Below are 26,995 nucleotides of genomic sequence, written 5' to 3'. Positions count from 1 at the left end.
AGGAGTTCCCGCCCGTGAAACGCCGCAGACGGACCGCAGCCGTAGTTCTCATCGCTCTGGCTGCCGCTCTCACCCCGCCGCTCGCCGCCCGCGCGGCCGCCCCGCCCGCGCCGCCCTCGGACGCGAGGCTCGCCGCCGAGCCCGCCCGGCACGACGCGACCCGGGAGCAGTTCTATTTCGTCCTCCCGGACCGCTTCGCCAACGGCGACACCTCCAACGACCGCGGCGGCCTCACGGGTTCACGGCTGGAGACCGGCTACGACCCCACCGACAAGGGCTTCTTCCAGGGCGGCGACCTCAAGGGCCTCACCCAACGCCTCGACTACATCAGGGGGTTGGGCACCACGGCCCTCTGGATGGCCCCCATCTTCAAGAACAAGCCCGTCCAGGGCACGGGAGTCAACGCGTCAGCGGGCTACCACGGTTACTGGATCACCGACTTCACCCAGGTCGACCCGCACTTCGGCACCGACAAGGACCTCGAAACCCTCATCTCCAAGGCCCACGCCAAAGGCATGAAGGTCTACTTCGACGTCATCACCAACCACACCGCCGACGTCGTCGACTACGACCCCAAGTCCTACGACTACCTCTCCAAGGGCGCCTTCCCGTACCTCACGAAGGACGGAAAGCCCTTCGACGACGCCGACTACGCGGACGGCAGGCGCAAGTTCCCTGCTGTGGACGCCAGTTCGTTCCCCCGCACCCCGAAAGCCGCGAGCAACGCCAAGGTCCCGGCCTGGCTCAACGACCCCACGATGTACCACAACAGGGGCGACTCCACCTACACCGGCGAGTCCACCACCTACGGCGACTTCTCGGGCCTCGACGACCTGTGGACCGAACGCCCCGAAGTCGTACGGGGAATGGAGAAGATCTACGAGCGCTGGGTGAAGGACTTCCGCGTCGACGGTTTCCGCATCGACACCGTGAAGCACGTCAACATGGAGTTCTGGACCCAGTGGGCGACCGCCCTCGACGCCTACGCCGCGAAGCAGGGCCGCCCGGACTTCTTCCTGTTCGGCGAGGTCTACTCGGCCGACCCGGACGTCACTTCGCCGTACGTCACCCAGGGCCGCCTCGACGCCACGCTGGACTTCCCCTTCCAGGACGCCGCCCGCGCGTACGCCTCCCAGGGCGGCAGCGCGCGATCCCTCGCCCAGGTCTTCGCCGCCGACTACAAGTACACGACCGACAAGGCCAATGCCTACGAACAGGTCACCTTCCTCGGCAACCACGACATGGGCCGCATCGGCTCCTTCCTCAGACAGGACAACCCGAAGGCCACGGACGCCGAACTCCTCGCCAAGGACGGGTTCGCCAACGAGCTGATGTTCCTCAGCCGGGGCAACCCGGTCGTCTACTACGGCGACGAACAGGGCTTCACCGGCGCGGGCGGCGACAAGGACGCCCGCCAGACCATGTTCGCCTCCCGCGTCCCCGACTACCTGGACGACCCCGAGATCGGCACCACCCGCACCCACGCGAGCGACGCCTACGACCCGACCGCCCCCCTCTACCGGCGGATCGCCGCGCTGGCGAAGCTCCGCAAGGCGAACCCGGCCCTGACGGACGGCGTCCAGACCGAGCGCTACGCGGCCGAAGGCCCCGGCGTCTACGCGTTCACGCGCACCGACAAGAACAACGAGTACGTGGTCGCCCTCAACAACGCGCCCGAGCCGAGGACGGCGACCTTCACGACCTCCTCGCCCGGCATGAACTTCCAGGGCGTCTACGGCACTTCGGCCGCCATCCGCTCCGACCGGACGAACCAGGTCACCCTCACCGTCCCGCCCGGCAAGGCCCTCGTCCTCAAGGGCGGCCTGGCGAAGCCGACTTCACCGCCGGAACTCACCCTGACCGCGCCGCCGGCCGGAGCGACCGGCACTGTAGAGCTGTCCGCCGACGTCACCGGCGGCCGGCTCAACCGGGTCGTCTTCGCCGCCCAGATCGGCAACGGCCCCTGGCGGACGCTCGGTTCGGCCGACCACGCCCCGTACAAGGTCACGCAGACCATCACCGCGGCTGCCGGAACTCCCGTGCGCTACAAGGCTGTTGCCGTCGACTCGGCGGGCCGCAGAGCCTCGGCGACCGCCGCCACGGTCACCGGCACCCCGCCCGTCGCCCAGCCCCCCACCGCCGCCGCCCGCGACTACGCGATCGTCCACTACAAGCGCCCCGACGCCGACTACACCGGCTGGAACCTGTACGCCTGGGGCGACTTGGCCGACGGCGAGGCGACCACCTGGCCGGCCGGACACCCCTTCACCGGCCGCGACGCGTACGGCGCCTTCGCCTACGTCAAGCTGAAGCCCGGCGCCTCCTCGGTCGGCTTCCTGGTGGTCGACAAGGACGGCAACAAGGACGTCTCCGCCGACCGCACGATCGACGTCACCAGGACCGGCGAGGTCTGGATCGAGCAAGGCAAGCCGGACATCCGCACCGACCGCCCCGCCTACCCCGCCCAGGACAAGACCAAGGCGGTCCTCCACTACCACCGCGCCGACGGGAACTACGACGGCTGGGGCCTGCACGTCTGGGCGGGCGCGGCTACCCCCACCGACTGGGCGAGCCCGCTGAAGCCGGCGCGCGTCGACACGTACGGAGCCGTCTTCGAAGTCCCCCTCAACTCCGGTGCCACCAGCCTGAGTTACCTTGTCCACAAGGGCGACGAGAAAGACCTCCCCACGGACCAGTCACTCGACCTCACCGCCGACGGACATGAGGTGTGGCTCTTGAACGGCCAGGAGAAACACCTGCTCCCGCAGCCCGCCGGAAGCGCCGCCGACCTCGACCTGACGACCTCCAAGGCGATCTGGATCGACCGGGACACGGTCGCCTGGAACGGCGCCGAAGGGGCCGCCTCCACGCAGCTCCTGTACTCCCACGACGGCTCGATCAAGGCCGAGAACGCCGCCCTGACCAGCGACGACGAACGCTGGCTGCGGCTGTCCAAGACGACCCTCACCGCCGTCCAGAAGGCCAAGTTCCCCCACCTGAAGGACTACACGGCCTGGACCGTCGACCCCCGCGACCGCCCCCGGGTCCGCGAAGCCCTGCGCGGCCAGCTGGTCGCTTCCCAACGCACCACCGACGGCGCGGTCCTGGCCGCGACCGGCGTCCAACTCGCGGGCGTCCTCGACGACTTGTACGACGCGACGAAGGCGCGACTCGGCCCGACCTTCAGCCACGGCCGCCCCACCCTCGCGGTCTGGGCCCCGACGGCACAGAGCGTCCGGCTCGAACTGGACGGCTCTGCAAGGGAGATGAAGCGGAACGACACCACCGGCGTCTGGTCCGTCACCGGCCCCGCGTCCTGGAAGAACAAGCCTTACCGGTACGCCGTCAAGGTCTGGGCCCCCAGCGTCCGCGAGGTCGTCACCAACCACGTCACCGACCCCTATTCCCTCGGCCTCACCGCCGACTCCGAGCGCAGCCTGATCGTCGACCTCAACGACAAGTCCCTCGCCCCGCACGGCTGGACGACCTACGCCAAGCCCAAGGCCGTCCCGCTGAAGGACGCCCAGATCCAGGAACTCCACATCCGGGACTTCTCGATCGCGGACCGCACCTCTCAACACCCCGGCGAGTACCTGGCGTTCACCGACAAGAACAGCGACGGCTCGAAGCACCTGAAGGAGCTGGCGCGGGCCGGTACCGGCTACGTCCACCTCCTGCCCGCCTTCGACTTCAGCACGGTCCCCGAGAAGAAGTCCGAACAGGCCACCCCGCCTTGCGACTTGGCCGCCTTCCCCGCCGACTCCGACCAGCAGCAGGCGTGCGTCGCCAAGACCGCCGCGAAGGACGGCTTCAACTGGGGTTACGACCCGTACCACTTCACGGTCCCCGAGGGCTCGTACGCCTCGGACCCCGACGGCACCGCCCGCACGCTGGAGTTCCGCGAGATGGTCAAGGCGCTCAACGCGGACGGTCTCCGGGTCGTCATGGACGTCGTCTACAACCACACCGCCGCCTCCGGCGAGGCCGGCACCAGCGTGCTCGACCAGGTCGTACCCGGTTACTACCAGCGGCTGTTGGCGGACGGCAGTGTCGCGAACAGCACGTGCTGTGCCAACACCGCGCCGGAGAACGCGATGATGGGCAAGCTGGTCGTCGACTCGGTCGTCACCTGGGCGAAGGAGTACAAGGTCGACGGGTTCCGCTTCGACCTCATGGGCCACCACCCCAAGGCCAACATCCTGGCCGTCCGCACGGCACTCGACGCCCTCACGCTCCGGAAGGACGGCGTGGACGGCAAGAAGATCATCCTGTACGGGGAGGGCTGGAACTTCGGCGAGGTCGCCGACGACGCCCGGTTCGTGCAGGCCACGCAGCGGAACATGGCCGGCACCGGCATCGCGACGTTCTCCGACCGCGCCCGGGACGCCGTACGCGGCGGCAGCCCCTTCGACGCCGACCCCGGTGTGCAGGGCTTCGCCTCCGGGCTCTACACCGACCCCAACTCCTCGACCAGTAACGGCACTTCGGCCGAGCAGAAGGCGCGGCTGCTGCACTACCAGGACCTCATCAAGGTCGGGCTGAGCGGGAACCTCGCCGGGTACCGGTTCACCGACACCTCGGGGCGTGCCGTGACCGGCGCCCAGGTCGACTACAACGGGCAGCCCGCCGGGTACGCCGCCGCCCCCGGCGACGCCCTCGCCTACGCCGACGCCCACGACAACGAGTCCCTCTTCGACGCCCTCGCCTACAAACTCCCGCCGCGCACCTCCGCCGCCGACCGGGCCCGTATGCAGGTTCTCGCCATGGCGACCGCCGCCCTCTCCCAGGGCCCGTCCCTCTCCCAGGCCGGCACCGACCTGCTGCGCTCCAAGTCCCTGGACCGCAACTCCTTCGACAGCGGCGACTGGTTCAACGCGATCCACTGGAACTGCGCCGACGGCAACGGCTTCGGCCGGGGCCTGCCCATGGCCGCCGACAACGCGGACAAGTGGCCGTACGCCAGACCCCTGTTGACGTCCGTCCGCGTCGACTGCCCCCAGATCACGGCCACTTCGGCGACCTACCGCGACCTGCTGCGGATCCGCACCACCGAGAAGGCGTTCTCCCTCGGCACGGCCGCCCAGGTCCAGGCTCAGCTGTCCTTCCCGCTGTCCGGGGCCGACGAGACACCCGGGGTGATCCTGGCGCGCCTCGGCGACCTCGTGATCGTCTTCAACGCGACGCCGGACACGCGGGAGCAGCGGGTGAGCGCGCTCGCCGGTACCGGTTTCCGGCTGCACCCCGTCCAGGCGGCGGGCGCCGACCCGGTGGTCAGGTCCGCGCGCTACGACGCCGGCACGGGCACGTTCACGGTTCCGGCGCGCACGGTCGCGGTGTTCACCGGCGCGGGCGGCGCAAGGGGCTGAGGCTAGGCTGACCCCAGCCGTCCCCTTCCGGTCACCCGCCCGGTCGTCCCACGTCAGGAGCGCTCATGCCGCAGATCACCGTCGACCACACGCCCCTCCCCGGCCTCGACCGCGCGGCCTTCGCCAAGGACCTGCACCGGGCCGTCGTCGAGATCGCCGCGGCCAAGCCGGAGGCCTGCAAGACCCTCTTCCGCGCCGCCGACCACACGGCGTACGCGTACGAGGACGACGGTCACGCCGTCGTGCACGTCACCCTCGGCCTCCTCGCCGGCCGCACCGAGGAGACCAAGTCCCGTTTGACGGCAGCGGTGTTGGAGCTGCTGAAGAAGCACATCGAGGACGACGGGATCGGCCTGCACATCTCGGCGGAGGTGCGCGAGCTCGACCCGTCGTACACCAAGTCCGAGCGCTAGAACCCGAGTTGCCTACGACGCCAGGGCGATGAGCCTGGCCGCCAGCAGTCCGAAGGGGCCGTCGGCCGGCTCGTCGCCCAGCACCGGGCGCAGCAGCAGCCGCAGTTCGTCGTCGTGGGCCGCGGTCACGGCCGTCAGCGCGGCGAAGTCGTGCACGAGCTGGAGTTCCAGCTCCTCGCGCGGGATGCGGCGGCCGTCGAGCCAGAGCAGCGCCGTCGACTCGGCGAGGGAGATCCAGGAGCGGACGAGGAGTTCGAGCCGGGGCGGCGCGTCGGTGATGTCCAGGTGGGACAGGATCTGCTCGTAGGCGGCCTGCCGTACGGAGTCGATGAGCGCGTTCGTCGTCGAGGAGCCGACCGCCGGGCCGCCGCGCATCAGCGCCGCGAAACCGGGCCCGTGACCGTCGACGAAGTCGAAGTAGCGCCGCATCACCCGCAGCAGCCGCCCGCCCAGCGAACCCTCGCGCGCCACCACGAACCGGCCCGCCAGATCCTGCGCCGCCCGCTTCAACGCCGCCTCGTACAGGCTGAGTTTGCCGGGGAAGTAGTGGTAGACCAGCGGCCTGGAGATCCCTGCCGCCGCCGCTATCTCGTCGATGGACACCTCGTCGGGGGAGCGGCGGGCGAACAGTTCCAAGGCGACGCCGATCAACTGCTGCCGCCGCTCCTCCACACCCATTCTGCGGCGAACCCCGGTTGTCATACCGCCAACCTTACCGACCGGTCCGCCCGCCAACTGCCCCGACCTGCAAAGGACGTTCACATGTCCAGCACCAGACGTCCACCACGCGCCCGCGACACACAGATCAGCATCGAGTCCCGCCGCTCCCGATCGGTGAGCAGTTCGTCCCGGTGCTCGACCTCCCCTTCCAGCACCCGCTGCCGGCACGTCCCGCAGAAACCCTGCTCGCAGGAGTACAGCGTGCCGGGCAGCTCGGCCCGCACGGCGGCGAGCACCGACGAGTCACCGGGCACCGTCAACACCCGTTCGCTGCGCCGGAGTTCGACCTCAAAAGCTTCCCCGCCCGCACCGGCGGCACCGAACCGCTCGACCCGCACCGACGGCACCCGCCGTGAGACGTCCGCCATCAACTCCTCGGGCCCGCAGCAGTAGACGACGGTGCCGTCCGCCAACTCGCCCAGCACGGAGTCGAGTTCGGGCCGCCCCTCGACGACGGTCGCGCGCCCGGTCCTCTCGACCTCTTCGAGGAACGGCATCGAAGCCCGCGACCGCCCGCAGTACACCACCCGCCAGTCGGCCCCCTCCGGCAGCGCCCGCAGCATCGGCAGGATCGGCGTGATCCCGATCCCGCCCGCGACGAAGAGATACGAGGGCGCCCCGGCGACCAGCGGGAACCGATTGCGCGGCCCGCGCACCTCGACCTCCACGCCCTCCCGCAACTCCTCGTGCACCTCCCGCGATCCGCCCCGCCCGCCCGCGACGAGCCGCACCGCGACCGTGTACGCCGACCGGTCCCCGGGGTCCCCGCACAGCGAGTACTGCCGCACCGCCCCCGAAGGCAGCACGAGATCGATGTGCGCCCCCGGCTCCCACGCGGGCAACTCCCGCCCCTCGAACCGCAGTTGCACGACCCCTTCGGCGACCGCCGTCCGCCGGGCGACCCGCAGCCGCAGCGCCCGGCTCCGGGGCCGCCCCGATATGGGTTCTTCCAGCGCGGGCATCGGCCACAGCGGCGAGGCCTCGATGCGCCTGCGCAGCGCCCGTTTCACCAGCAGCGCGGCCCCCGCGACCGCGACGGCCGCCACCGGCCGGACCACCGCCATCAGGACACCCTCTTCTCAGCGGCGAGGGCGGCGGCGCGCGCGGCCGGCGACTCCGCCAGATAGGCGACAGCCTGCGCGGTCGAAGCCTCCTGCGACGGATGGTACGAGTGACGGAGATAGCGCGGGATCGACTTCAGCAGCTCCCCGGTCGCCGGCAACGTCCCCTGCCTGCCCCGCAGATAGAAGTCCTTCACGCTCGCCCGCCCGACGGGAACGGTCGGGTCGTTCGCCATGAAGAACCGTGCCCCGCGCTGCCACAGGAACACCAGCGTCGTAAACCCCGTCGCCCAAGTCCGCACCCGGCGCCGGTAGTTGCCGTCGACATGCATGAACAGGTCGAACGCGACGGACCGGTGCTCGACCTCCTCCGCGCCGTGCCAGCGCAGCAGATCCAGCATCGTCGCGTCCGCCCCGCACCGGTCCAGCTCGTCGGCGTTCAGCACCCAGTCGCCGAGGAACGCCGTGTAGTGCTCGATCGCCGCGATGAACGCCACCCGCTCCATCAGCCACCAGTGCCGCGCCCGCCCAGGCGGCAGCGTCCGGTCGCCCAGCAGCTTCTCGAACATCCAGTCCACCTGCGCGGTGTACGGCGTCGGATCGAGCCCCAACTCCCGCAGATGCGGAAGGACTTCGTCATGGGCCTGGGAGTGCGTCGCCTCCTGCCCGATGAACCCGATGACGTCCGCGCGCAGTTGCTCGTCCCGGATGAGCGGCAGCACCTGCTTGTAGACCTGCACGAACCACCGCTCACCCGCCGGCAGCAGCAGATGCAGCACATTGATCGTGTGCGTGGCGAACGGGTCGTTCGGCACCCAGTGCAGCGGCGTGCCCTCCCACGAGAACGACACCTTGCGCGCCCTGAGGTCCACCCGCTCACCCGCGACGGGAAGCGGCTCCGGCTTGTTAGACATGTTGTCAATGTACTGATGGGTACAACGGGGGTGAACCCCTGTGCACGGCTTTTCTGCACAGGGGCGAAGCCCCGCCGGGCCGGGATTCAGCGCAGCCCGCTGATCGCCCTCCCGCCCTCCAGCGTCCCCTCGAGCCCCGCCTGGACCCCCTGCTTGGTCCGCACGGCCAGCAGATTGCCCTCCGACGTGGCGGCGACCCCGCCCGTCGTCCGGATCGACGCGGTGGCGTTGTCACCGGCGGCCAGCAGATACCAGGCGCTGTCCTTCGCCTTCCACAGCACCCCGGCCAGCACGTGCGGATCACGCGGACCGCACGCCGGCACGTCCCCCGCCTTCGCCGCGACCGCCCCGAACAGCCCGCCCGGCGTGTGGAATTGGGCGTACGTCCGGGTGCCGTCCCCGCGCCAGGTCTCGGCGCGGCTGCACACCCAGGACGCCGAACCGCTCCCGTCGGGCAGCGGCTGCCGCGCGAACTGCCAGATGTTCACGGACCGCACGCCCTGCGCCCGCACATCCGCGAGCGAGCACGCGTACGGCGCCCAGGTTCGCAGCGCCTCCGCGCCGGTCACGTCACCGGCCGCGCCGGGCCGCCCCGACGTCAGCCGGGCCGGGATCAACTCGCCGAGGTCGCTGAGGAGTTGGGTGCCCTGGCCGCCGGTCAGCTGGAGGACGTTCCACGTCGTGCACGTCCCGCTCGTCGTCGCCGGGGACGCCATCGGCGCCGTGACCCCGTCGGTCAGCGCCAGCTCCATCACCCCGGCGCCCGGCTTCGACAGGTCCCGCTCGCCCGCGCGGGTCACCCAAGGGGCCGTCAGATAGCGGACGTTGCTGTCGGAGCGGCTCACCACGACCGCGCCCGACTCGGCGCCGGACGCCCCGTCGACCCGGGCGAAGTCCAGCGCCGCCCCGGCGGTGCCGTCCTTCGGCTCGGCGTAGCGGGCGATGCGCAGTCCGTCGTACAGGATGACGACGCGCGCGTTGTCGACCGTGCCCGCGTACAGGAGTTGAGGTGGGCCCGCCGGGCCGCCGGTCGGGGTGTCGGGGGTCGAGGAGACGTGGACCGAGGTGCCGGGGCGGGCCCAGACGGCCAGGGCGCGGTGCAACAGGCCGGTGTCGGTGGTGAGTTCACCGCGTGCGGGCCAGGCGGAGAAGTCGGTGCGGGCCGAGGTCTTCCACGCGGCCGGGGAGATCTTCAGCAGCCTGCCCGGGTCCAACGCGGCCTCCGCGGCCGGGTTCTGCGCGTACAGCGGGGCCGCCGCGCCGTCCGGGCCCCAGCCGCCGCCCGGCAGCAGGACCAGCGCCCCGCACACCGCGAGCGCCGCCCCCGCCGCCAGCGCGGCCTTCATGTGCTGCCGCCTGCGCATCAGGTCGGTCGGCCGCGCCTGGAGCGAACAGGGGTCGAACTCGGGGGAGTTGAGCAGCTCGTACCGCTCCTCCACCTCGCTCGCCCCGGCCAGCGCCGCGTCGATCTCCTCGACCCCGCAGGCGCCCAGGATCTTGCGTACGTCGCCCTCCGGCAGCTTCTCCAGACCGCGCAGCGCGTACGCCGCCCGCGCCGGGCCCGCCAGCTCCGACAGCCGCTGTTCCAGGGCGAGTTCGTCGGCGCCGCCGGAGCGCGGGAAGAGCCGCAGCCCCCGCACCTGGGGGAGCAGGGGCGGGAGCTGGGCCCGCTTGGGCCAGGCCCGGCGCCTCAGCGGCAGGCCCGCCGCCAGCGCCGTACGCACCACCTGGAGGCGGACGAAGGCGTAGCCGGGGTCGCCGTCGCGGCCGGTGGACTGGGCCGGGATCGCCGGGGCCGATGTGCGCCGGCGCGGCAGGGCGCGCTGGACGAGGGCGTGCGCGGTGAGGACGCGGCGGCCCCGGGGAAGTGTCGGGGGCAGCACCAGGTAGGCGAGCCGGACGAGCCGCGGGTAGTGCTCGACGAGCGCGGCCTCGGCCTGCTCGACATCGAGGACCTGACCGGCGGGGCCGGAACCGGGGTGGGGGCGCGGGGCGACATCCTGTGACTGCACGCCGGGGAAAACGAGCGAACCGGCGGTTGGTCACCGCCGGGTGGGTGAGCAGGGGTTTCGGCCCGTTCACGAACGCCGGTCCGGCACACCGGGGTTGAGCGGCGCACCGGTTGAGTGCTTCGGCGCCGGCAGCCGTATCGAAGGGGAGGTACCCGCAGGGAGGAACTGGACAGATGAAGCTGACCCGACCGACGCCGGTGGCCGTGGCGGCCCTGGCCGCGCTGGCGCTCGCGCTGACGGGCTGCGGCTCCGGCGGCTCCGGTGACTCCGGCGGGGCGAAGGCCTCGGCGGTGCCCGTGGCGGCGACCGGCAGCCTGGAGCAACTGGCCGCCAAGGTCAAGTGCGACCCCAACATGCAGACGGACGCCGATGAGTTGAGGCAGGCCATCTGCAAGACCGGCGCCGGCAAGTTCATCCTCCTCACCTTCGCGACCGACCGCGGCCAGCGGGAGTGGATCAACGGGGCGAAGGACTACGGCGGTCACTACCTCGTCGGCCGCAAGTGGATCGCCGTGGGCGACGAGACCAGCACCGTCTCGACACTGCGCCGGACGCTCGGCGGCGACATCGAGGAGGGCATCGACCACTCGGCGCACGAGGGCGGCGGCTCCGCGAGCCCTTCGCACGCCGGGCACTGAAGCTCCCCCGTACCGACAGAACAGGCAGACAGAGAGCGGGCGGTGGGATCTCCCACCGCCCGCTCTCTCATGAACCCTGTGCCGCTACTAGCACTTACGCCCGCTGTTGATGCAGTTGACCATCTGGTTCATCGTGTTCTTGGAGAAGAAGTTGATGAAGTCGTTGTGGTCGGTGATCGGCTTGTGCAGCTGCTCGGGGAAGGTGTCGACCGCGTACGCGTTCTTCACCGCGCCGTTCTGGACGACCGGCTGCGGAACGTTGTAGGTCAGCCGGACCTGGAGCTGCGGGATCGCCTTGAACCCGTTCGCGCACTGGCCGTTGCCCTGGACGAACGACACGTGCGTACGGTGGTTGGCGGAGTCGATGTTCTGCCCGTCCCAGCAGCTCTGGAAGTTGCTGAGGCGCACGACCTGGCTGCCCTGCGGGCAGATCGGGTACTTGTCCTTCAGCTGCACCTTGTTCTCGAAGCCGGTGCAGCTCCAGTTGACGTTCGCGTTGGCGTTGCCGTTGACGAACGCCTTCGCGTCACCGGTGATGATGCGCAGCGCGGTGGGCATCGCGACGACCGGGCCGCGCTTGTTGCCGACGAACTTCAGCTGGGCGGAGGTCGGCTGGAGGATCTTGCCGACGTTGCCCTCCTTGCCACCGCCGTCGTTGTTCTGGTCGAAGTCCTGCGTACCGTCCTGGACCCGCAGCACCGGCCAGAAGTACGACGACTTGTCGCCCTGGTTCTGGCAGCTGGTCTGCGCCGCCGCCAGCTCCTGGTCGCTCGCGAACGCGTCGTTGGACTGGTTGCCGACGTAGTCGTGCAGGTGGTGCGCGCCGTTGGCGACACCCGGGGCCACGATCACGTTGTCCGTGTTGTGGTTGTCGTTGCCGTTGGTGCCGCACTTGCTGGTGAAGCTGCCGCGCGAACCCGAATTGCCGTTCGCGGCGAGGCCGTTGTTGCCGACGCCCAGCGCCACGTTCTGCTGGACCTTCGTGATGTCCACGAAGTCGTTCGCGGTCGGGCCGTTGCCGCCCTGGCCGCCGTTGCCGTTGCCGTTGTTCTGGCCGTTGCCGTTGTTGTTCTGGCCGTTGTTGCCGTTCTGGCCGTTGTTGTTATTGCCGTTGTTGTTGTTCTGCCCGCCGTTGTTGTTCTTGCCCCCGTTGCTGTTGTTGCCACCGGCGTTGGTCTGGGCGTCGGCGGTCTGCGCGGTGCAGGCGGCGAGCTGGCTGAGCGAGTTGTCGAACTGCCCGCCCACCCGCGTGATGTCGATCCGGATCCGGTCGATCGTCGCGGCCCGCTTGTCCTTCAGCGGACCGTTGATCGCGTTCTGGACGAAGCCCGCGTCCTGCGCCTGCGCCTGGCGCGTGGAGGCGAGGCGGGCGTACGCCTCGGTGATCTGCTTGTCCAGCAGCGCCAGCTCCTTGTCGACGCCCGCGCGCGCCGACTGCGGCACGTTCGTGAGCTTCTGGCCGACGTCGGGGCAGGCGATCGTCGCCACCTGCGCCGCGGCGGCCTTGACCTCGTTCTGCGCCGAGTTGTTCGACTCGTGCGCGGATGCGTAGAAGTTCGCCCAGATCAGACCGCCCCCACCAAGAGCTAGTGCGGCCGACGCGGCTATGGCCTTGTTGGCCATCGACGAACGGCGTTTACGTATGTTGCGTCCCATGGAACTCCTCTGACCTTCCTTGGCGGGGCGGCAGCGAGGCGCCCGACAGGAGTGAAGCGGCGCCATTCCATACGCAGCCCGTCGCAGGGGTGTTCAGCCGTCACAGAAAAACCTGAGCGGACCCCGGGTCACCGGTCCCGGTCCAGATACGCCAGCACCGCCAGTACCCTGCGGTTGTCGTCGTCGGACACCTCGAGACCGAGCTTCTGGAAAATGTTGGCTGTGTGCTTCGCCACAGCCCGCTCGGTGACCACGAGCTTCCCCGCGATCGCCGCGTTCGACCGCCCCTGCGCCATCAGCTCCAGCACCTCCAGCTCCCGCGGCGTCAGCCGCGCCGGCAGCCGGTCCTCAGCGCGCCGCGCCAGCAACTGCTGGATGACCTGCGGATCCATCACCGTCCCGCCCGCCGCGACCCGCCGCACGGCGTCCACGAACTGCTCCGCGTCGAACACCCGGTCCTTCAGCAGATACCCCACGGCCCCGTTGCGGTCCGCCAGCAACTCCCGTGCGTACAACTGCTCCACGTGCTGCGACAGCACCAGCACCGGCAGCCCCGGCCGCTCCTGCCGCGCCCGCAGCGCGCACTGCAACCCCTCGTCGGTGTGCGTCGGCGGCAGCCGTACGTCCACCACGGCCACGTCCGGCTCCAACTCCGCGAGCGCCCGCTGGAGTTCGGGCCCCGACTCGACCGCCGCCGCGATCTCGAACCCGAAGGCCTCCAGCAGCCGCACCAGACCGTCCCGCAGCAGGAACAGGTCTTCGGCTAGGACAACGCGCACGGAATCTCCAGAGTCGCCAGAGTGGGACCGCCGGCGGGCGAGCTGACGGCCAGGACACCGTCGAAGGTACCCAGCCGCCGCTCCAGCCCGGCCAGCCCCGACCCGTGACCGACCACGGCCCCGCCCCGCCCGTCGTCGGTCACCGACACCCTCAACTTCCCTTCCCGGTAATGCAGATCGACCCAGACCCGATCGGCCTGCGCATGCTTCACCGCGTTCGTCAGCAGTTCGCTCACCGCGAAGTACGCCGCCGACTCCACCGGCGCCTCGGCCCGCCCCGGCAGCTCCACGGCCACCTCCACCGGCACCGGCAGCCGCAGCGCCAACGCCCGTACGGCGTCCCCGAGTCCACGCTCGGCCAGCACCGGCGGATGGATCCCGCGCACCAGGTCCCGCAACTCCTCAAGGGCCTCCGCCGAGTGCCGCCGCGCCTGCGCCAGCAGCTCCTTCGCCTTCGCGGGGTCCCGCTCGACCAGCGCCTCGATCGTCCCGAGATCCATCCCCATCGCCACCAGCCGCGCCTGCGCCCCGTCGTGCAAGTCCCGCTCGATCCGCCGCAGTTCGGCCGCCGAACTGTCCACCGCGTCCCGCCGCGTCTCCGTCAACACCCTTACCCGCTCGGTGAGTTCGGCATGGTCCGCCGCCAACAGCGCCCGCGTCAGCCGGAAATGGACACCGATGAGACGCGGGTTGTACCGGTACGCCGCGTACAGCACCGCCGCGCCCAGCACCCCGGCGCCCAGCGCCGAGGCCTGGCCCGTCACCGGCACGAACCCGTACCAGTACGTCCCCTCGCCCAGCCGGCCGGTGAACACCCGCCGCCACAGCCCGGTGGCGAGCAGGATCCCCTCCGCGCCGAACGCCAGCGTGACCACGGGCAGCAGCGCCGTCATCAGCCCCGCCGTCATGTCGACCGGCAGCCACACCAGATCCCGCCGCACCTGCGGATCCCGCAGCAGCGCCCACGTCCGCGCCCACCCCCGGGCGTCCGCCGGCACCTCCCGGTACGCCGACACGACCCGCGCCCCGCTCCACTCCGACGCGATCTCCCGCCGCTTCTCCGCGTACTCCCGCACCCCGCGCAGCAGCGGAGGGGTGGTGACCAGGCCGACGCCCAGCGGTATCAGCACGAAGGAGACGAGCAGCAGACAGAGCAGCAGCACGGTGACCGACGGCATCGCCATCGCCAGCACGAGCCCCCGCACCGCCGCGAGCAGGGCCGCGCGGATCTTCGACCTTGTGGTGTCCATACAGTAAGTCTCGCGGACCGGCACGCCGCCGGTCACGGGCGTAAGGCCCCGGATCAGGGGGTGGTGCCAGGTACACCCTGGTACGTCCCCGGGGACGCGCCCGCCCGAGAGCTACGCCCTGGGGACGCGCCCGCCCAGCACCCTCGCCTCCACCTCCGGAGCCACCCCCAGCGTGACCCCCTCCCGCCGGGGCACCTCCCCGCCCGACGCCCGCAGCCACGCCCACGTGTCGGCGACCGTCTCCTCAACCGGCCTGCACACCAGCCCCGTCGACACCGCCACCGACACATCGGCGTCGTGCAGGGCGTCGTACATGTCGCTGTCCGGCGGGGTCCACACCGGCAGGTCCGTCCATGGCGCGATGCCCGCCGCGAGGACGGTCTCCGGGGGTGTCCAGCGCAGGTCCGCGTCCGAACCGGTCACGGAGACACAGGAGTTGAGCAGGGAGCCCATGGTCGCGTGGCCGCGCGGGCTGACCAGGTTGACCGGGCCGCTCACCTCCCGCTCGACGGCGCCGAGCACCCACGCGGCGAGGTCGCGGGCGTCCACGTACTGAAGGGCCAGATCACGCGGACCCGGCGCGAGGACCGGGCCGCCGCGCGCGATACGGGTCAGCCACCACGGCAGCCGGCCGATGTTCTCGCGCGGCCCGAGGATCAGCCCGGCCCGCACGAACACCGACCGCCGCGCCCCGAACGACTCCAGCGCGGCCAGCTCACCGCCGAGCTTGTCGCGCGCGTAGTCCGTCCGGTCCGCGTCCGCCCGCGCACCCTCGACGAGCGGCGCGTCCTCGGCGTGCCCGCCCGGCGGCGCCCACGCGTACACCGAGCAGCTGGACACGTACACATACCGCCCGGCCCGCCCCCGCAGCAGCCGGGCCGCCGCGTCGACCGCGCGCGGCTCCCGCGACCAGGTGTCGACGACGGCGTCCCAGCGCCCTTGTCCGAGCGCCGCGAGCCCACCGGCGGCGGCCCGGTCACCGACCAGCGAACGGGCCCCGGGGACGGGAGCCAGCCGCCCCCGGTTGAGAACGGTCACGTCCCACCCCCGCCCGACCGCGCCCTCGACGACGGCCCGCCCCACGAACTCCGTACCACCCAGCACCAGAAGTCTCATGAGACGGACTCTGCCCGCTGGGGGCTGGGGAGGGAACGGGGATCTGCCGAGGGCAGAGGACCGGGGCCGGGCCGGGAGGGTGCCGGCCGCGCTCAACTCCCCGTCGGCGGCGTGTACTTGTACCCCACCCGGCGGACCGTCTGGATCGCCTGCCGGTGTGCGCCCAGCTTGCGGCGCAGGCGGGCGATGTGGACGTCGACGGTCCGGCCGTCCCCGACGTGCCCGTACCCCCACACCGTCGTCACCAGCTGATCGCGCGTGTGCACCCGGTTCGGATGCGCCACCAGATGCGCGAGCAGCTCGAACTCCAGGTAGGTCAGGTCGAGTTCACGCCCGTCGACGGCGGCCGTGCGCTGCACGGGGTCGACCCGTACGAGCGTCCCGGCGCCGGAGGCCGCCTGAGGGGCCTGCTCCGGGCCGGGCACCGCCACCGGCAGGAACGGCGGCTGCTGATCGGCCGGTACGAGCACCAGGTACCCGATCATCGGCGGCTGCCCCGGCAGCGTGGGCAAGGTGTGCTGCGGAGCCGGCAGCCAAGTGGCCCCCGGCGGAAGGAAGTCCGCCATGTCGACCACCTCGTCCCGGTCCACGGCGCGCAGCCGGTGCCGGGCGGGGGCGGGGGAGGGGACAGGGGACGGCAGAGAACGAGTGGTCGCCATGAGAGGTCAGCTCTTTCGCGCGAGAAGTCCGTCAGGGGTGGGACGTACGGGTCGCGCTGGCCGAAGGCCGAAGGGGTGTGACGGCTTTAGAGGGCCCGCGCGTTCGTCGCGCGACAACACACCCGGTCGAAGTCATGATGCTGACGGGACGGCCAGAAGGGCTCAAGGTCCTGGCGACCTGTCGCGAGGTACTTCCGGAAGCTGGCCATGCTTCATTGAAGCAGACAGGACGCCGTTGGAGGACCCTTCTCTCACTGCTTGGACGCTTCCTTGACGGTCCAACGCCGAAGGGACGCCCGCCGCGAACGGCGGACGTCCCTTCAGGAAGCGGGAACTCAGACCTGGCCGGCCTTCTCCAGGGCCTCGCAGCACGTGTCCACGATCAGCCGCGTCACGACGTACGGGTCGACGTTCGCGTTCGGGCGGCGGTCCTCGATGTAGCCCTTGCCGTCCTTCTCCACCTGCCACGGGATACGGACGGACGCGCCGCGGTTGGAGACGCCGTAGGAGTACTCGTTCCACGGAGCCGTCTCGTGCAGCCCGGTGAGGCGGTCGTCGATGCCGGCGCCGTAGTGCTTGACGTGGTCCAGCGGCTTGGAGCCCTCGCCGAGGGACTCGCAGGCGGTGATGATCGCGTCGTAGCCCTCGCGCATCGCCTTCGTGGAGAAGTTGGTGTGCGCGCCCGCGCCGTTCCAGTCGCCCTTCACCGGCTTCGGGTCCAGCGTCGCGGTGATGCCGAACTCCTCGGCGGTGCGGTAGAGCAGCCAGCGGGCCACCCACAGCTGGTCGGCGACGGTCAGCGGGGACAGCGGGCCGACCTGGAACTCCCACTGGCCGGGCATGACCTCGGCGTTGATGCCGGAGATGCCGAGACCGGCCGCGAGGCAGTTCTCCAGGTGCTCCTCGACGACCTCACGGCCGAAGATCTCGTCCGAGCCGACACCGCAGTAGTAGCCGCCCTGTGGGGCCGGGAAGCCGCCCTTGGGGAAGCCGAGGGGGTAGCCGTCCTTGAAGAACGTGTACTCCTGCTCGATGCCGAAGATCGGCTCCTGCGCGGCGTACCGGGCGTCGACCTCGGCCAGCGCGGCGCGGGTGTTGGAGGAGTGCGGGGTCATGTCGATGTCCAGGACCTCGCACAGGACCAGGACGTCGTCGCCGCCGCGGATCGGGTCCGGGCAGCTGAAGACCGGCTTCAGGACGCGGTCCGAGGCGTGCCCCTCGGCCTGGTTGGTGGAGGAGCCGTCGAAGCCCCAGATCGGCAGCGCGCCGAGACCCTCGAAGTCACCCGTGACGATCTTCGTCTTGGAACGCAGCTTGGCCGTCGGCTCGGTGCCGTCGATCCAGATGTACTCAGCCTTGAAGGTCACGGACCCACATCCTTCGGGGTATGTCCTGGCGCACTTGCGGGTGCGGTGCTGCGGCGCTACGGCACTGGGGCGCTGCGGTGGAATAGCCCGCACCCTGTCAACAGGCGATTTCCCGATCATTGCCCGAGTGTGAACCCCGTGTTACCTGCGTGTTCTGTGCGCGGATTCACACCCGGGGCAACGCGCGGGCGTCAGGAGGGGGTGACGCCCACGTCAGAAGAAGCTGCGCTCACGCTGATAGCGCCGCTCCCACCGGGCCTGCTGGTCCCGCCGCCGGCGGTACGCCTTGTACGACTTGTACGAGGTGTGCGGCGTCGGCAGCGAGCCGGAGCCGCCCGGCTTGGGGGACGACGGGGGAGGGGGCGCCCCGGACCCCAGATCGACGCCGTACTTCACATACAGATAGAGGACGGCGGTCGCGATGAGCCAATAGACGTGGTTCTCGAAACCGAACAGCACCAGGACCGCGGTCCCGGATAAAACGACGGTGCCCATGAGCCTCCGTGTGCCGAGTGCCAAACGGCGAGGGAAGATCGCCGATTAAGCGTAGCCACTCCGTCACGGACAGTGCATCGTCTTTTTTGGTCAAGGGACCCCGGCATATTCACACCCCGCCCGACCTGCGCGAGGCCTCGTAGAGCGGATCGGGCGCCGCCCTCGCGAGCGGCACCCGAGATTTCCGGTCAGCGTGTGTATCGCATCAGCGCCCGCACCATATGGCACGTCGTCGCCGACGGCGGACGCACCCCTATCAGCTCGGCCGTGTCCCGGATCCGCTCGTCCCGGGCCTGGTTCGGCACATACACCCCCAGATCCAGCAGGGCGATGGCCAGGCGCATGGCCTTCAGCTTGCGGTTGTGCGCGATGTACCACTCACGCGGGCGGCCCGGCGGGAGCGCGTGCTTCTCCAGCGGGGTGTACGGCAGGTCGAGTCGGACAGGGCGCTTCGCGGTGGACCGGGTCGGCAGCGGCTTCGTCTTCCGTACGGCGGCAGCGGGCACAGGCATCCTCCTGGCGCGTTCGAACACTGCTTCTATTCTACTGCCGACCACTGACAATCGCCCCTGGCCAGAGCCCTTTTCAGGGGCGCACAGGCGCACTCGCGCACGCCCCTCGGCACTACCTTTGACCCATGGAGATCTGGATCAACCCCGCCTGTTCCAAGTGCCGCGGCGCCCTCACCCTCCTCGACGCCGAGGGCGCCGGCTACACCGTCCGCCGCTACCTGGAGGACGTCCCCACCGTCCCCGAGATCGAGGCCGTCCTCGCCCGCCTCGGCCTGGAGCCCTGGGACATCGTCCGCACCCAGGAACCCGCCGCCAGGGAACTCGGCCTGAAGGACTGGCCCCGCGACGCCGCCGCCCGCCCCCGCTGGACCGAGGCCCTGGCCGCCCACCCCAAGCTGATCCAGCGCCCGATCATCACCGCCGCCGACGGCACCGCCGTGATCGCCCGCACCGAGGAGGCGGTACGCGACGCGCTCGCCCGCTGAGCGATCCCGCCCGGGATCCCGTACCTACCCGAGTACGTTCCCCGACCTCTTCAGGAGGCGCGCATGTCGCGTAGGAGAAGACTCGGTACGGCCCACAAAGCCGCGCTGCTGACGGGCGCGGCCGCGCTCGCGGCGGGCGGCGCGTTCGCGCTCGCGGCGACGTCCAATGCCGCCCAAGTGCCGCGGACGGCGGCCGAGTCGACCGTCTGCCAGGGCCTGGCCACCGCCCTCGGCGACAACCAGCGGTTCATCGCCGGCCAACAGGCGGCCCCCGACGCCCAGTCGGCGGCCAGGATCGCCAACAGGGAAGCGGTGATCACCCAGATCAAGGTGCAGCAGGAGGCGTCAGGTTGCGCGGTGGGGGAGTCGGTCGGCGGGACAGGGGAGTCGGCTCAGGACTCCCAGCCCGGCGCCGGAAGCCCCGCCGAAAAGCCTGCCGAAACCCCCGCCCAGCCCACCCCGATCGCCTCCAATCCGCCTACCGGAACCGGCACTTCGGCCCAGCAGGTCTGCGTCGGCTCCACCGTCACCCTCTCCGGCGAGGCCGGCGCCCCCGCCGCCTCCAGCGACCGGTTCCCGAGCGGCACCACCCTCAAGGTCACCAACCTCGACAACGGCAAGTCGACGACCGTACAGGTCACTTCGGTCTCCGGCAGCTGTGCGCTGCTGAACGACGCCGCGTTCGAACAGGTCCGTGAGCCCGGCAAGTTCCTGATCCGCCGGGCGCTGATCGAGAAGCTGGGGTGAGTACCGGGGGCGTCAGGGCTACAGCCCCGGCGCCCCCCACACCGGGAACCACCGGCTCAGGTCCTGCTCCACCCGCAGGTCGTTCCCGAGCGCCGACTTCACCTGCAACTCCAGCGCGTTGTCCCGGCGTTGACCACCCAGCGGGGCGAACGGGAAGAACGTACCCCGCTTGTAGAGATAGACCAGCGCCAGCCGCCGCCCGGCGTCGTCCGCGAAGGACGCGAGGGAGCAAAGCAGCCCCGGGCCGAAGCCGTTGACCTCCATCGAGCTGTTCACCGCGTGCAAGTCGTTGACGAGCAGGGAGAGTTCGTCGGGGGCGCGCTGCGACAGCAGCCAGGAGTAGCCGAAGTCGTCCCGCAGCAGCTGGACCGGGGGGCCGGTGCGGTCGGTGTCCGCGTCCAGGAGCGCCTGGACCTCCCGGTGGGTCTGCTCGAAGGCCCCGCCCTCGACGGTGGCGAAACAGACCGCGCCCTGCCCGGTCGGCGTGAGACCCGTCGCCGCCTCCAGCGTGACCGCCGCCGAGGGCAGCGCGAACAGCTGGTCGAGATCCGGTACGACCGGCTTGCTCCGCCCGAGCAGAATGTCCAACAACCCCATGTCCTTTAGTCCCTGCTCCCCATGGATCGGTCCACTGCTCTCACGTCCCGCTCTCCCGACTCGCCCGGCACCCGAACCGGCCGCGCACACCTAGAATCCGCCGATACCCCGCAGGCCGCAGCTCAGCCGGCCCGCCCCGGCCGCGCCGCTTCCCCCAGCTCCGCCGAGATCCGCCCCAGCTGCTCCAGCCGCTGCTCCAGGCTCGGGTGGGTGGAGAAGTACCGGGCGATGCCCGGCTCCGCACCCAGCGCCGGCGTGAAGTAGAACGCGCTGAACGCCTGCGCGGTGCGCAGATCCTTCGACGGGATACGGGCGATGTCGCCGTCCACCTTGGTCAGCGCGGACGCGAGCGCCGAGGGCCGCCCGGTGAGCAGCGCGGCGGCCCGGTCGGCGGCCAGCTCGCGGTACCGCGACAGCGCCCGGATCAGCAGGAAGCTCAGCGCGTACACGGCGGCCGAGACGCCCATCACGGCGGCGAAGACGGCGAGGGTGTTCTGGTCCTTGCGGCCCCGCCCGCCGAACAGCTCGGAGTAGAAGGCGAAGCGGACGATCAGCCCGGCGATCACGCCGAGGAAGGAGGCGATGGTGATGACGGCGACGTCCTTGTGGGCGACGTGCGACAGCTCGTGCGCCACCACCCCCTCCAGCTCGGCCGGCTCCAGCCGGCGCAGCAGCCCGGTGGTCACACACACCACCGCGTTCTGGGGGTTGCGCCCGGTCGCGAAGGCGTTCGGCATATCCATGTCGGACACGGCGACGACGGGCTTGGGCATGTCGGCGAGCGCGCACAGCCGGTCCACCACGGCGTGCAGCTCGGGATACTCCTCCCGCTCCACGACCCGCCCGTGCATCGCGAACAGCGCGATCCGGTCGGAGAACCAGTACTGGGCCGCGAGCATCCCGCCCGCGACCACCACGACCAGGATCCAGGACTTCAGCAGGACGATCAGAGCGGCGACGAACGCCACATAGAGCAGTCCCAGCAGAAACATCGTGACCGTCATCCGCACGGTCAGCTGCCGGTCGCTCCGGAAACGGCTGCGCATCTGCATCACCCCGCAGTCAAGCACTCGTCCCTGATCTCCAGTGTGCCTCGTGACCACCCCATGAACGGGGCCCGAACGCCCCCGGTCCAGGCAAAAAAAGGCCCGGCCCCCGAGGCGGGGACCGGGCCGGTGGGAGCGCCGCTACAGGTAGTAGCCGAAGAGATCGGCGATCACATGGACGCTGCCCGCGTTGGGCCGGAAATCGATCTTCCCGTTGACGACCGGGACGGTCACCAGGTTGGCGACGGTCTGCCCCTTGGTCCAGTTCAGGTTGGACGCGTTGGGCAGGGCCGTGCCGTCGGGCCACACGGTCAGGAAGCCGTTCGACGTCGGCGCGGTGACCGTCACGTTCAGGACGACCGCCTTCGCCTTGGCCAGGGTGTGCCCGTCGGCCAGGCTCAGCACCAGGTTCGCCCCGCCGGGCACCGGCGTGCTGCGGGCGGTGCCGAGCGCGTACCGGGTGTCCAGCAGCCGGCTCGGACCCGCCGTGTGGAAGGACGAGCCCTCCGCCGCCTGCGTGTAGTACCCGAAGACGTCCGCGACGAAGTGCACGCCGCCGGTGCCCGCGTTGTACAGGTCGACCTTCCCGTCCGGGCCGATCGGCAGGACGACCATGTTCGGCCGGGTCTCGCCCTTCAGCCAGTTGATGTTCGACGCGGTCGGCCGGGCGCTGCCGCTCGGGTAGGCGATCAGATGCCCGGTCGAGGCGGCGGCGGTGGCCGTGACGTTCAGGACGACGGCGGTCGCGCCGGCGGCCGGCACCCCGCCCTTGCCCGCGACCGTCAGCGCGACGGTCCCCTTGCCCGCGACGGCCGTCTTGGTGCCGACGCCGATGGCGTTACGGGTGTCCAGGATGCGCGCCGGGCCCTTCGGCAGGTACGTGCTGCCGCCGGTGTCCGTCGCGTAGTACCCGGAGACGTCCGCGACGAAGTGCGTCGTCCCGCTGCCCGCGTTGAACAGGTCGACCGAGCCGTCCTTGCCGACCGGAACGGTCACCAGGTTCGGCACGATCTGGCCCTTCAGCCAGTTCATGTTCGACGACGCGGGCCGGGTCGTACCGCTCGGGTACGCGATGAGGTGCCCGGTCGCGGTCGGGTTCACGGCCGTCACGTTGACGACGACCGCGGTCACGCCGCTCGCCGGGACCCCGGCGGTGCCGGTGACCTTCAGCTTGACGGTGCCGTTCGCGGCGACCGGAGTGGTGCCGGCGCGGCCGACGCCGTACCGGGTGTCCAGGACGCGGGCCGGGGTGAGCGCGGTGAACGTCGACGCCGGGGTGGCGGGGACGGCCGAGCACAGGCCCTTGACGATCTCCTTGCCGTTCGGCGTACCGAGGCCGGTCGCCAGGTCGTAACCGGCGCCGGCCTTGTACAGGCCTGAGTAATTGCCGGAGTTCGTCTGGTTGTTGTGCCCGGTGGTGACGTCACGGAAGGCGGCCGTGGGCAGCTGGTACAGCGCCGGGTTGGCGTACCCGACGGGGCCGTTGGCCTGGCAGGCCAGGTCCTGGTTGGCCTGCGCGAACAGCGCCGCCCAGACGGGGGCCGCGCCGCTGGTGCCGCCGATGATGTTCCAGTACTGGGTGCTGCCCTCGTGCCCGAAGGCGACCGGGTAGCCGGTGGCCGGGTCGGCGAGCCCGGAGACGTCCGGGACCTGCCGGCAGGCCTGCCCGGTGGGAGACGTGCACGTGTAGCCGGCGGCGGAGGTCCTGCTCTGGTAGCCGTCAGCGGGCAGCGTGAACCGCGAGGAGACGCCGCCGCCGGACCCGACCCACGTGGTCTGGTTGCCGACGGCCGTCCGCATCGTCGTCCCGCCGACACCGACGACGTACGGCGACGCGGACGGGAAGTCCGTGGCCAGCGTCGAGGCGTTCGGCATGTTCGCGTACGAGGAGTAGCAGCCCGTGGAGCCGCTGTCGCCGGACGCCACGACGACCGTCTGCCCCTGCGCCGCCGCCTGCTGGAACAGCAGGTTCTCGGCGTTCATGACATCGGTCGGGGTGTTCAGCTCGCACAGCCCCCAGCTGACCGAGACGACCTTCGCGCGGTTCTCGCTGACGATCTTCCGGTAGACGGCGACGCCGTCGTCCCAGGTGTTCTCGCCCTGGTAGACGAGGACCTTCGACTGCGGGGCGAGACCGATCACCGTCTCGACGTCCAGCGCGGTCTCCATGCCGACGCCCGTGTCGATGTCGGAGGGGTCGCTGGGACCGCCGTTCACGCGCACCGAGCTGACCGGGACCTTCGTGCCGTGGCAGGCCTGGTAGCTGTTGATGTCCCGGAGGTCGTAGTTCTCCAGGGAGTAGATCGCGACCGTGGTGCCGTTCTGGACGTTCGCCTGGTCCGCCATGTTGTAGGCGGCGGCGAGCGAACGGGCGCTCCAGTAGTCGGTCTTGTCGTACGCCGCCGTCCAGCCGCCGGAGGTGTCCGCGTACAGGTCGCGGATGCCCGCGCACATCGTCGGGGTCGTCCCCGTCAGCCGCGACTGCTGGGCCCCGCCGCCGGTGTCGGCCTTGCGCAGCTTCACGTCGGTGTTGTTGGCCTGCCGGGACCCGAGGGTCGACAGCCCGACAACGGCCTTGACGTCACCGGCGGTTGATCCGCTGAACTGCGGCGCGCGGGTGTTGACGAACCCGTCCTCGCCGTCCTTCAGCCGGTACCCGGCGAAGTCGGTGGCGAAGGCCTTCCCGGCGCCGGCGACGGTGGTGGTGACCGGCAGGGTGAGCCCGTCGTCCGCCAACTCCCCGACGGTGAGGCCCTTTTCCTCCAGCTCCGCGCGCACCCGCTCGACGGCGGCGGGCGCGGCCCCGAAGGTCTCGGCGAACTCGCCGGTCCGCAGGTACTTCTTGTAGTTCGGCGAGGCGGGATCGGACACCTCGGCCACGAACCGGCTGAGCGCGTCCGGGTCCCGGGGCTCCAGCACGACACTCAGACCGACGGCCTCCGCCCCTGCGGGGTCAGCCGTCTTCACGGCGCCCTGCGGCACCTTGGGCGCGCCCCCGACCCGCTGCGGTCCAGGTCCCTCGGCATGCGCGACAGGCGCCACACCAGCGGCGACGGCCACTGCGGCGACCCCCGCGACTCCCCACCGGAACACCGGACCACGGGTATCTCTTCGGCCCATGCAACTCCCTCTCCTCGAACGGAGGGTGGTGACGGCACGGGAAGAGAGACGGCGTGACGGAAAAGGCCCTGCGGGCGTGCGAACAGCCCGAGCGCGAACCTGTGTTGAGCTCCCCCCGGCAGCATCACCACACCAACACAGATCGGCGACAGCCAGAACACAAGTTCTATCAGGTGTGAAAACGCTTCACAAAAGTAAGGGAACAGATGGTTACGGGACCGTGATCCCGAAGTACCCCAGCAAGAGGATCAACACCCCAACTCCCCCGAAAACCACCACCACGGGACCCCAGGAGACCCCGGCGAACGCCCCCCGCACCCGCCGCCCCCACCCCGCCCGGCTCTCCCCCCGGAACGGCACCGCCTCAGGCGGCCGCTCCTTCCACCGCGCAGCCAGCATCCGAGCCCGAGCGGAAGGCTCCTTGACCCCCGCATCGGCCCACCGGACATCGAACTCCCGCTCCTCGTCGTTCTGTTCAGCCATAGGGGCAAGATACGACGGCGCCCCCGCCCCGGGGAACGGGGCGAGGGCGCCGGTGAGGCGGGCTCGGTCACACGTCGAAGTACAGCTCGAACTCGTGCGGGTGCGGCCGCAGTTGGAGAGGGGCGATCTCCGTCGTGCGCTTGAGGTCGATCCACGTCTCGATCAGGTCGGGCGTGAAGACGCCGCCCGCGAGGAGGAACTCGTGGTCGGACTCGAGGGCGTCGAGGACCGCGTTGAGGGAGGTCGGGACCTGGGCGACGCCCGCGTGCTCCTCGGGGGCCAGCTCGTAGAGGTCCTTGTCGATCGGCTCGGCCGGCTCGATCTTGTTCTTGATGCCGTCGAGGCCCGCGAGCAGCAGGGCGGAGAAGGCGAGGTACGGGTTGCCGGAGGAGTCGGGCGCGCGGAACTCCACGCGCTTGGCCTTCGGGTTGGACCCCGTGATCGGGATGCGCATCGCCGCCGAGCGGTTGCGCTGCGAGTACACCAGGTTGATCGGCGCCTCGAAGCCCGGGACCAGGCGGTGGTAGGAGTTCACCGTCGGGTTGGTGAACGCCAGCAGCGACGGCGCGTGCTTGAGGATGCCGCCGATGTAGTAGCGGGCGGTGTCGGAGAGGCCCGCGTAACCGGCCTCGTCGTAGAACAGCGGGTCGCCGTTGGTCCACAGGGACTGGTGGACGTGCATGCCCGAGCCGTTGTCGCCGAAGATCGGCTTCGGCATGAAGGTCGCGGTCTTGTTGTTGCGCCAGGCCACGTTCTTCACGATGTACTTGAAGAGCTGGAGGTCGTCGGCCGCGGCGAGCAGCGTGTTGAACTTGTAGTTGATCTCCGCCTGGCCGGCCGTACCCACCTCGTGGTGCTGGCGCTCGACCTTGAGACCGGACTTCTCCAGCTCCAGGGAGATCTCCGCGCGCAGGTCGGCGAAGTGGTCCACCGGGGCCACCGGGAAGTAGCCGCCCTTGTAACGGACCTTGTAACCACGGTTGTTCTCGACGGCGCCGGTGTTCCAGGCACCCGCCTCGGAGTCGATGTGGTAGAAGCTCTCGTTCGGACCCGTGGCGAACCGCACGCTGTCGAAGACGTAGAACTCCGCCTCCGGACCGAAGTACGCGGTGTCCGCGATCCCGGTCGACGCCAGGTACGCCTCCGCCTTCTTCGCCACGTTGCGCGGGTCACGGGAGTACTGCTCGCCCGTGATCGGGTCGTGGATGAAGAAGTTGATGTTCAGCGTGGTGTCACGGCGGAACGGATCGATCTTCGCGGTGCTGAGGTCGGCCCGCAGCGCCATGTCCGACTCGTGGATGGCCTGGAAACCGCGGATCGACGAGCCGTCGAACGCCAGCTCCTCGTCCGGGTCGAACGCGTCGACGGGCACCGTGAAGTGCTGCATCACGCCCGGCAGGTCGCAGAAGCGGACATCGACGAACTTGACCTTCTCGTCGGTGATCAGCTTCTTGATGTCGTCGGCGTTCTGGGACATCCAGCTCCTCCTACTCCCGGCCGGCTCGGGGACCGGGGTGGTAGTTCGTTCGTGCGGCCAGTGCGGTGGCACACGCTCGTCC

The 26,995-nt window shown here is 70.5% G+C and carries 22 protein-coding genes; 5 read left to right on the top strand and 17 right to left on the bottom strand.

The window, feature by feature from the left end; all coding sequences use genetic code 11:
- The first annotated feature begins 14 nt into the window (after nucleotides 1-14).
- Complete coding sequence (gene pulA / locus ACYUD3_RS18215) at nucleotides 15-5,366, top strand: pullulanase-type alpha-1,6-glucosidase (RefSeq protein WP_470970846.1); 5,352 nt, start codon at nucleotides 15-17, stop codon at nucleotides 5,364-5,366.
- 65 nt (nucleotides 5,367-5,431) lie between these two features.
- Nucleotides 5,432-5,779 carry a 5-carboxymethyl-2-hydroxymuconate Delta-isomerase gene (locus ACYUD3_RS18210; RefSeq protein WP_470970844.1) on the top strand — a complete coding sequence of 116 codons (348 nt, stop codon included), beginning with the start codon at nucleotides 5,432-5,434 and terminating at the stop codon, nucleotides 5,777-5,779.
- A 12-nt stretch (nucleotides 5,780-5,791) separates the two neighbouring features.
- Here the strand turns inward: ACYUD3_RS18210 and ACYUD3_RS18205 are convergent, their stop codons facing one another.
- From ACYUD3_RS18205 to ACYUD3_RS18190, 4 genes are all read right to left on the bottom strand, one after another.
- Nucleotides 5,792-6,481 (bottom strand): TetR/AcrR family transcriptional regulator, encoded by a 690-nt coding sequence (locus ACYUD3_RS18205; RefSeq protein ID WP_470970842.1) that lies wholly within the window; start codon nucleotides 6,479-6,481, stop codon nucleotides 5,792-5,794.
- 56 nt (nucleotides 6,482-6,537) lie between these two features.
- Nucleotides 6,538-7,563 (bottom strand): PDR/VanB family oxidoreductase, encoded by a 1,026-nt coding sequence (locus tag ACYUD3_RS18200; RefSeq protein WP_470970839.1) that lies wholly within the window; start codon nucleotides 7,561-7,563, stop codon nucleotides 6,538-6,540.
- A complete protein-coding gene (locus tag ACYUD3_RS18195; protein ID WP_470970837.1) occupies nucleotides 7,563-8,474 on the bottom strand; it encodes a metal-dependent hydrolase in 912 nt (303 codons plus the stop codon). The genes ACYUD3_RS18200 and ACYUD3_RS18195 overlap by 1 nt, the downstream gene beginning before the upstream one ends.
- Nucleotides 8,475-8,560: 86 nt before the next feature.
- Entirely contained in the window at nucleotides 8,561-10,486 is a 1,926-nt protein-coding gene (locus ACYUD3_RS18190) for a hypothetical protein (RefSeq protein ID WP_470970834.1), read from the bottom strand.
- Nucleotides 10,487-10,659: 173 nt separating this feature from the next.
- Here ACYUD3_RS18190 and ACYUD3_RS18185 point away from each other — a divergent pair, with 173 nt between their 5' ends.
- Nucleotides 10,660-11,124: a hypothetical protein gene (locus ACYUD3_RS18185; protein WP_470970832.1), complete on the top strand. Its 465-nt coding sequence runs from the start codon at nucleotides 10,660-10,662 to the stop codon at nucleotides 11,122-11,124.
- An 87-nt stretch (nucleotides 11,125-11,211) separates the two neighbouring features.
- Here ACYUD3_RS18185 and ACYUD3_RS18180 read toward each other — a convergent pair whose 3' ends face one another.
- The 8 genes from ACYUD3_RS18180 to ACYUD3_RS18145 form a co-directional block, all read right to left on the bottom strand.
- Entirely contained in the window at nucleotides 11,212-12,780 is a 1,569-nt protein-coding gene (locus ACYUD3_RS18180; RefSeq protein ID WP_470970829.1) for a DUF1996 domain-containing protein, read from the bottom strand.
- A gap of 128 nt (nucleotides 12,781-12,908) precedes the next feature.
- Nucleotides 12,909-13,559: a LuxR C-terminal-related transcriptional regulator gene (locus ACYUD3_RS18175; protein ID WP_470970827.1), complete on the bottom strand. Its 651-nt coding sequence runs from the start codon at nucleotides 13,557-13,559 to the stop codon at nucleotides 12,909-12,911.
- Nucleotides 13,544-14,809, bottom strand: coding sequence for a sensor histidine kinase (locus ACYUD3_RS18170; RefSeq protein ID WP_470970825.1), 1,266 nt, complete (start codon nucleotides 14,807-14,809; stop codon nucleotides 13,544-13,546). Before ACYUD3_RS18170 ends, ACYUD3_RS18175 begins: the two co-directional genes overlap by 16 nt.
- A gap of 111 nt (nucleotides 14,810-14,920) precedes the next feature.
- Nucleotides 14,921-15,925, bottom strand: a complete 1,005-nt coding sequence (locus tag ACYUD3_RS18165) for an NAD-dependent epimerase/dehydratase family protein (RefSeq protein WP_470970823.1) — start codon at nucleotides 15,923-15,925, stop codon at nucleotides 14,921-14,923.
- Between the two features lie 92 nt (nucleotides 15,926-16,017).
- A complete protein-coding gene (locus ACYUD3_RS18160) occupies nucleotides 16,018-16,584 on the bottom strand; it encodes a winged helix-turn-helix domain-containing protein (RefSeq protein WP_470970821.1) in 567 nt (188 codons plus the stop codon).
- A 335-nt stretch (nucleotides 16,585-16,919) separates the two neighbouring features.
- Entirely contained in the window at nucleotides 16,920-17,951 is a 1,032-nt protein-coding gene (gene glnII, locus ACYUD3_RS18155; protein WP_470970818.1) for a glutamine synthetase, read from the bottom strand.
- A 213-nt stretch (nucleotides 17,952-18,164) separates the two neighbouring features.
- Entirely contained in the window at nucleotides 18,165-18,446 is a 282-nt protein-coding gene (locus tag ACYUD3_RS18150) for a hypothetical protein (RefSeq protein WP_470970816.1), read from the bottom strand.
- Nucleotides 18,447-18,634: 188 nt separating this feature from the next.
- The gene (locus ACYUD3_RS18145; protein WP_470970814.1) at nucleotides 18,635-18,952 is read right to left on the bottom strand and encodes a hypothetical protein; all 318 of its coding nucleotides are present in this window, start codon (nucleotides 18,950-18,952) and stop codon (nucleotides 18,635-18,637) included.
- A 131-nt stretch (nucleotides 18,953-19,083) separates the two neighbouring features.
- On the opposite strand from ACYUD3_RS18145, the gene ACYUD3_RS18140 reads away from it, so the two are divergent.
- Nucleotides 19,084-19,443, top strand: coding sequence for an ArsC/Spx/MgsR family protein (locus ACYUD3_RS18140; RefSeq protein WP_470970812.1), 360 nt, complete (start codon nucleotides 19,084-19,086; stop codon nucleotides 19,441-19,443).
- 63 nt (nucleotides 19,444-19,506) lie between these two features.
- Nucleotides 19,507-20,190 carry a hypothetical protein gene (locus tag ACYUD3_RS18135; protein ID WP_470970809.1) on the top strand — a complete coding sequence of 228 codons (684 nt, stop codon included), beginning with the start codon at nucleotides 19,507-19,509 and terminating at the stop codon, nucleotides 20,188-20,190.
- Between the two features lie 18 nt (nucleotides 20,191-20,208).
- Here the strand turns inward: ACYUD3_RS18135 and pspAB are convergent, their stop codons facing one another.
- The 5 genes from pspAB to glnA form a co-directional block, all read right to left on the bottom strand.
- Nucleotides 20,209-20,787 carry a PspA-associated protein PspAB gene (pspAB, locus tag ACYUD3_RS18130; protein ID WP_470970807.1) on the bottom strand — a complete coding sequence of 193 codons (579 nt, stop codon included), beginning with the start codon at nucleotides 20,785-20,787 and terminating at the stop codon, nucleotides 20,209-20,211.
- 122 nt (nucleotides 20,788-20,909) lie between these two features.
- Nucleotides 20,910-21,833 carry a zinc metalloprotease HtpX gene (gene htpX / locus ACYUD3_RS18125; protein ID WP_470970805.1) on the bottom strand — a complete coding sequence of 308 codons (924 nt, stop codon included), beginning with the start codon at nucleotides 21,831-21,833 and terminating at the stop codon, nucleotides 20,910-20,912.
- 141 nt (nucleotides 21,834-21,974) lie between these two features.
- Nucleotides 21,975-24,800 carry a S53 family peptidase gene (locus ACYUD3_RS18120; RefSeq protein WP_470970802.1) on the bottom strand — a complete coding sequence of 942 codons (2,826 nt, stop codon included), beginning with the start codon at nucleotides 24,798-24,800 and terminating at the stop codon, nucleotides 21,975-21,977.
- 363 nt (nucleotides 24,801-25,163) lie between these two features.
- Nucleotides 25,164-25,436, bottom strand: a complete 273-nt coding sequence (locus tag ACYUD3_RS18115; protein ID WP_470970800.1) for an SCO2583/SCO2584 N-terminal domain-containing protein — start codon at nucleotides 25,434-25,436, stop codon at nucleotides 25,164-25,166.
- A gap of 67 nt (nucleotides 25,437-25,503) precedes the next feature.
- The gene (gene glnA / locus ACYUD3_RS18110) at nucleotides 25,504-26,913 is read right to left on the bottom strand and encodes a type I glutamate--ammonia ligase (protein ID WP_470970798.1); all 1,410 of its coding nucleotides are present in this window, start codon (nucleotides 26,911-26,913) and stop codon (nucleotides 25,504-25,506) included.
- Between the last annotated feature and the right edge of the window lie 82 nt (nucleotides 26,914-26,995).

The sequence above is a fragment of the Streptomyces sp. AMJ-169 genome, assembly GCF_055597585.1.
The sequence above is the reverse complement of the archived record's forward strand: the minus strand, read 5'-3'. Positions and strand labels throughout refer to the sequence as shown.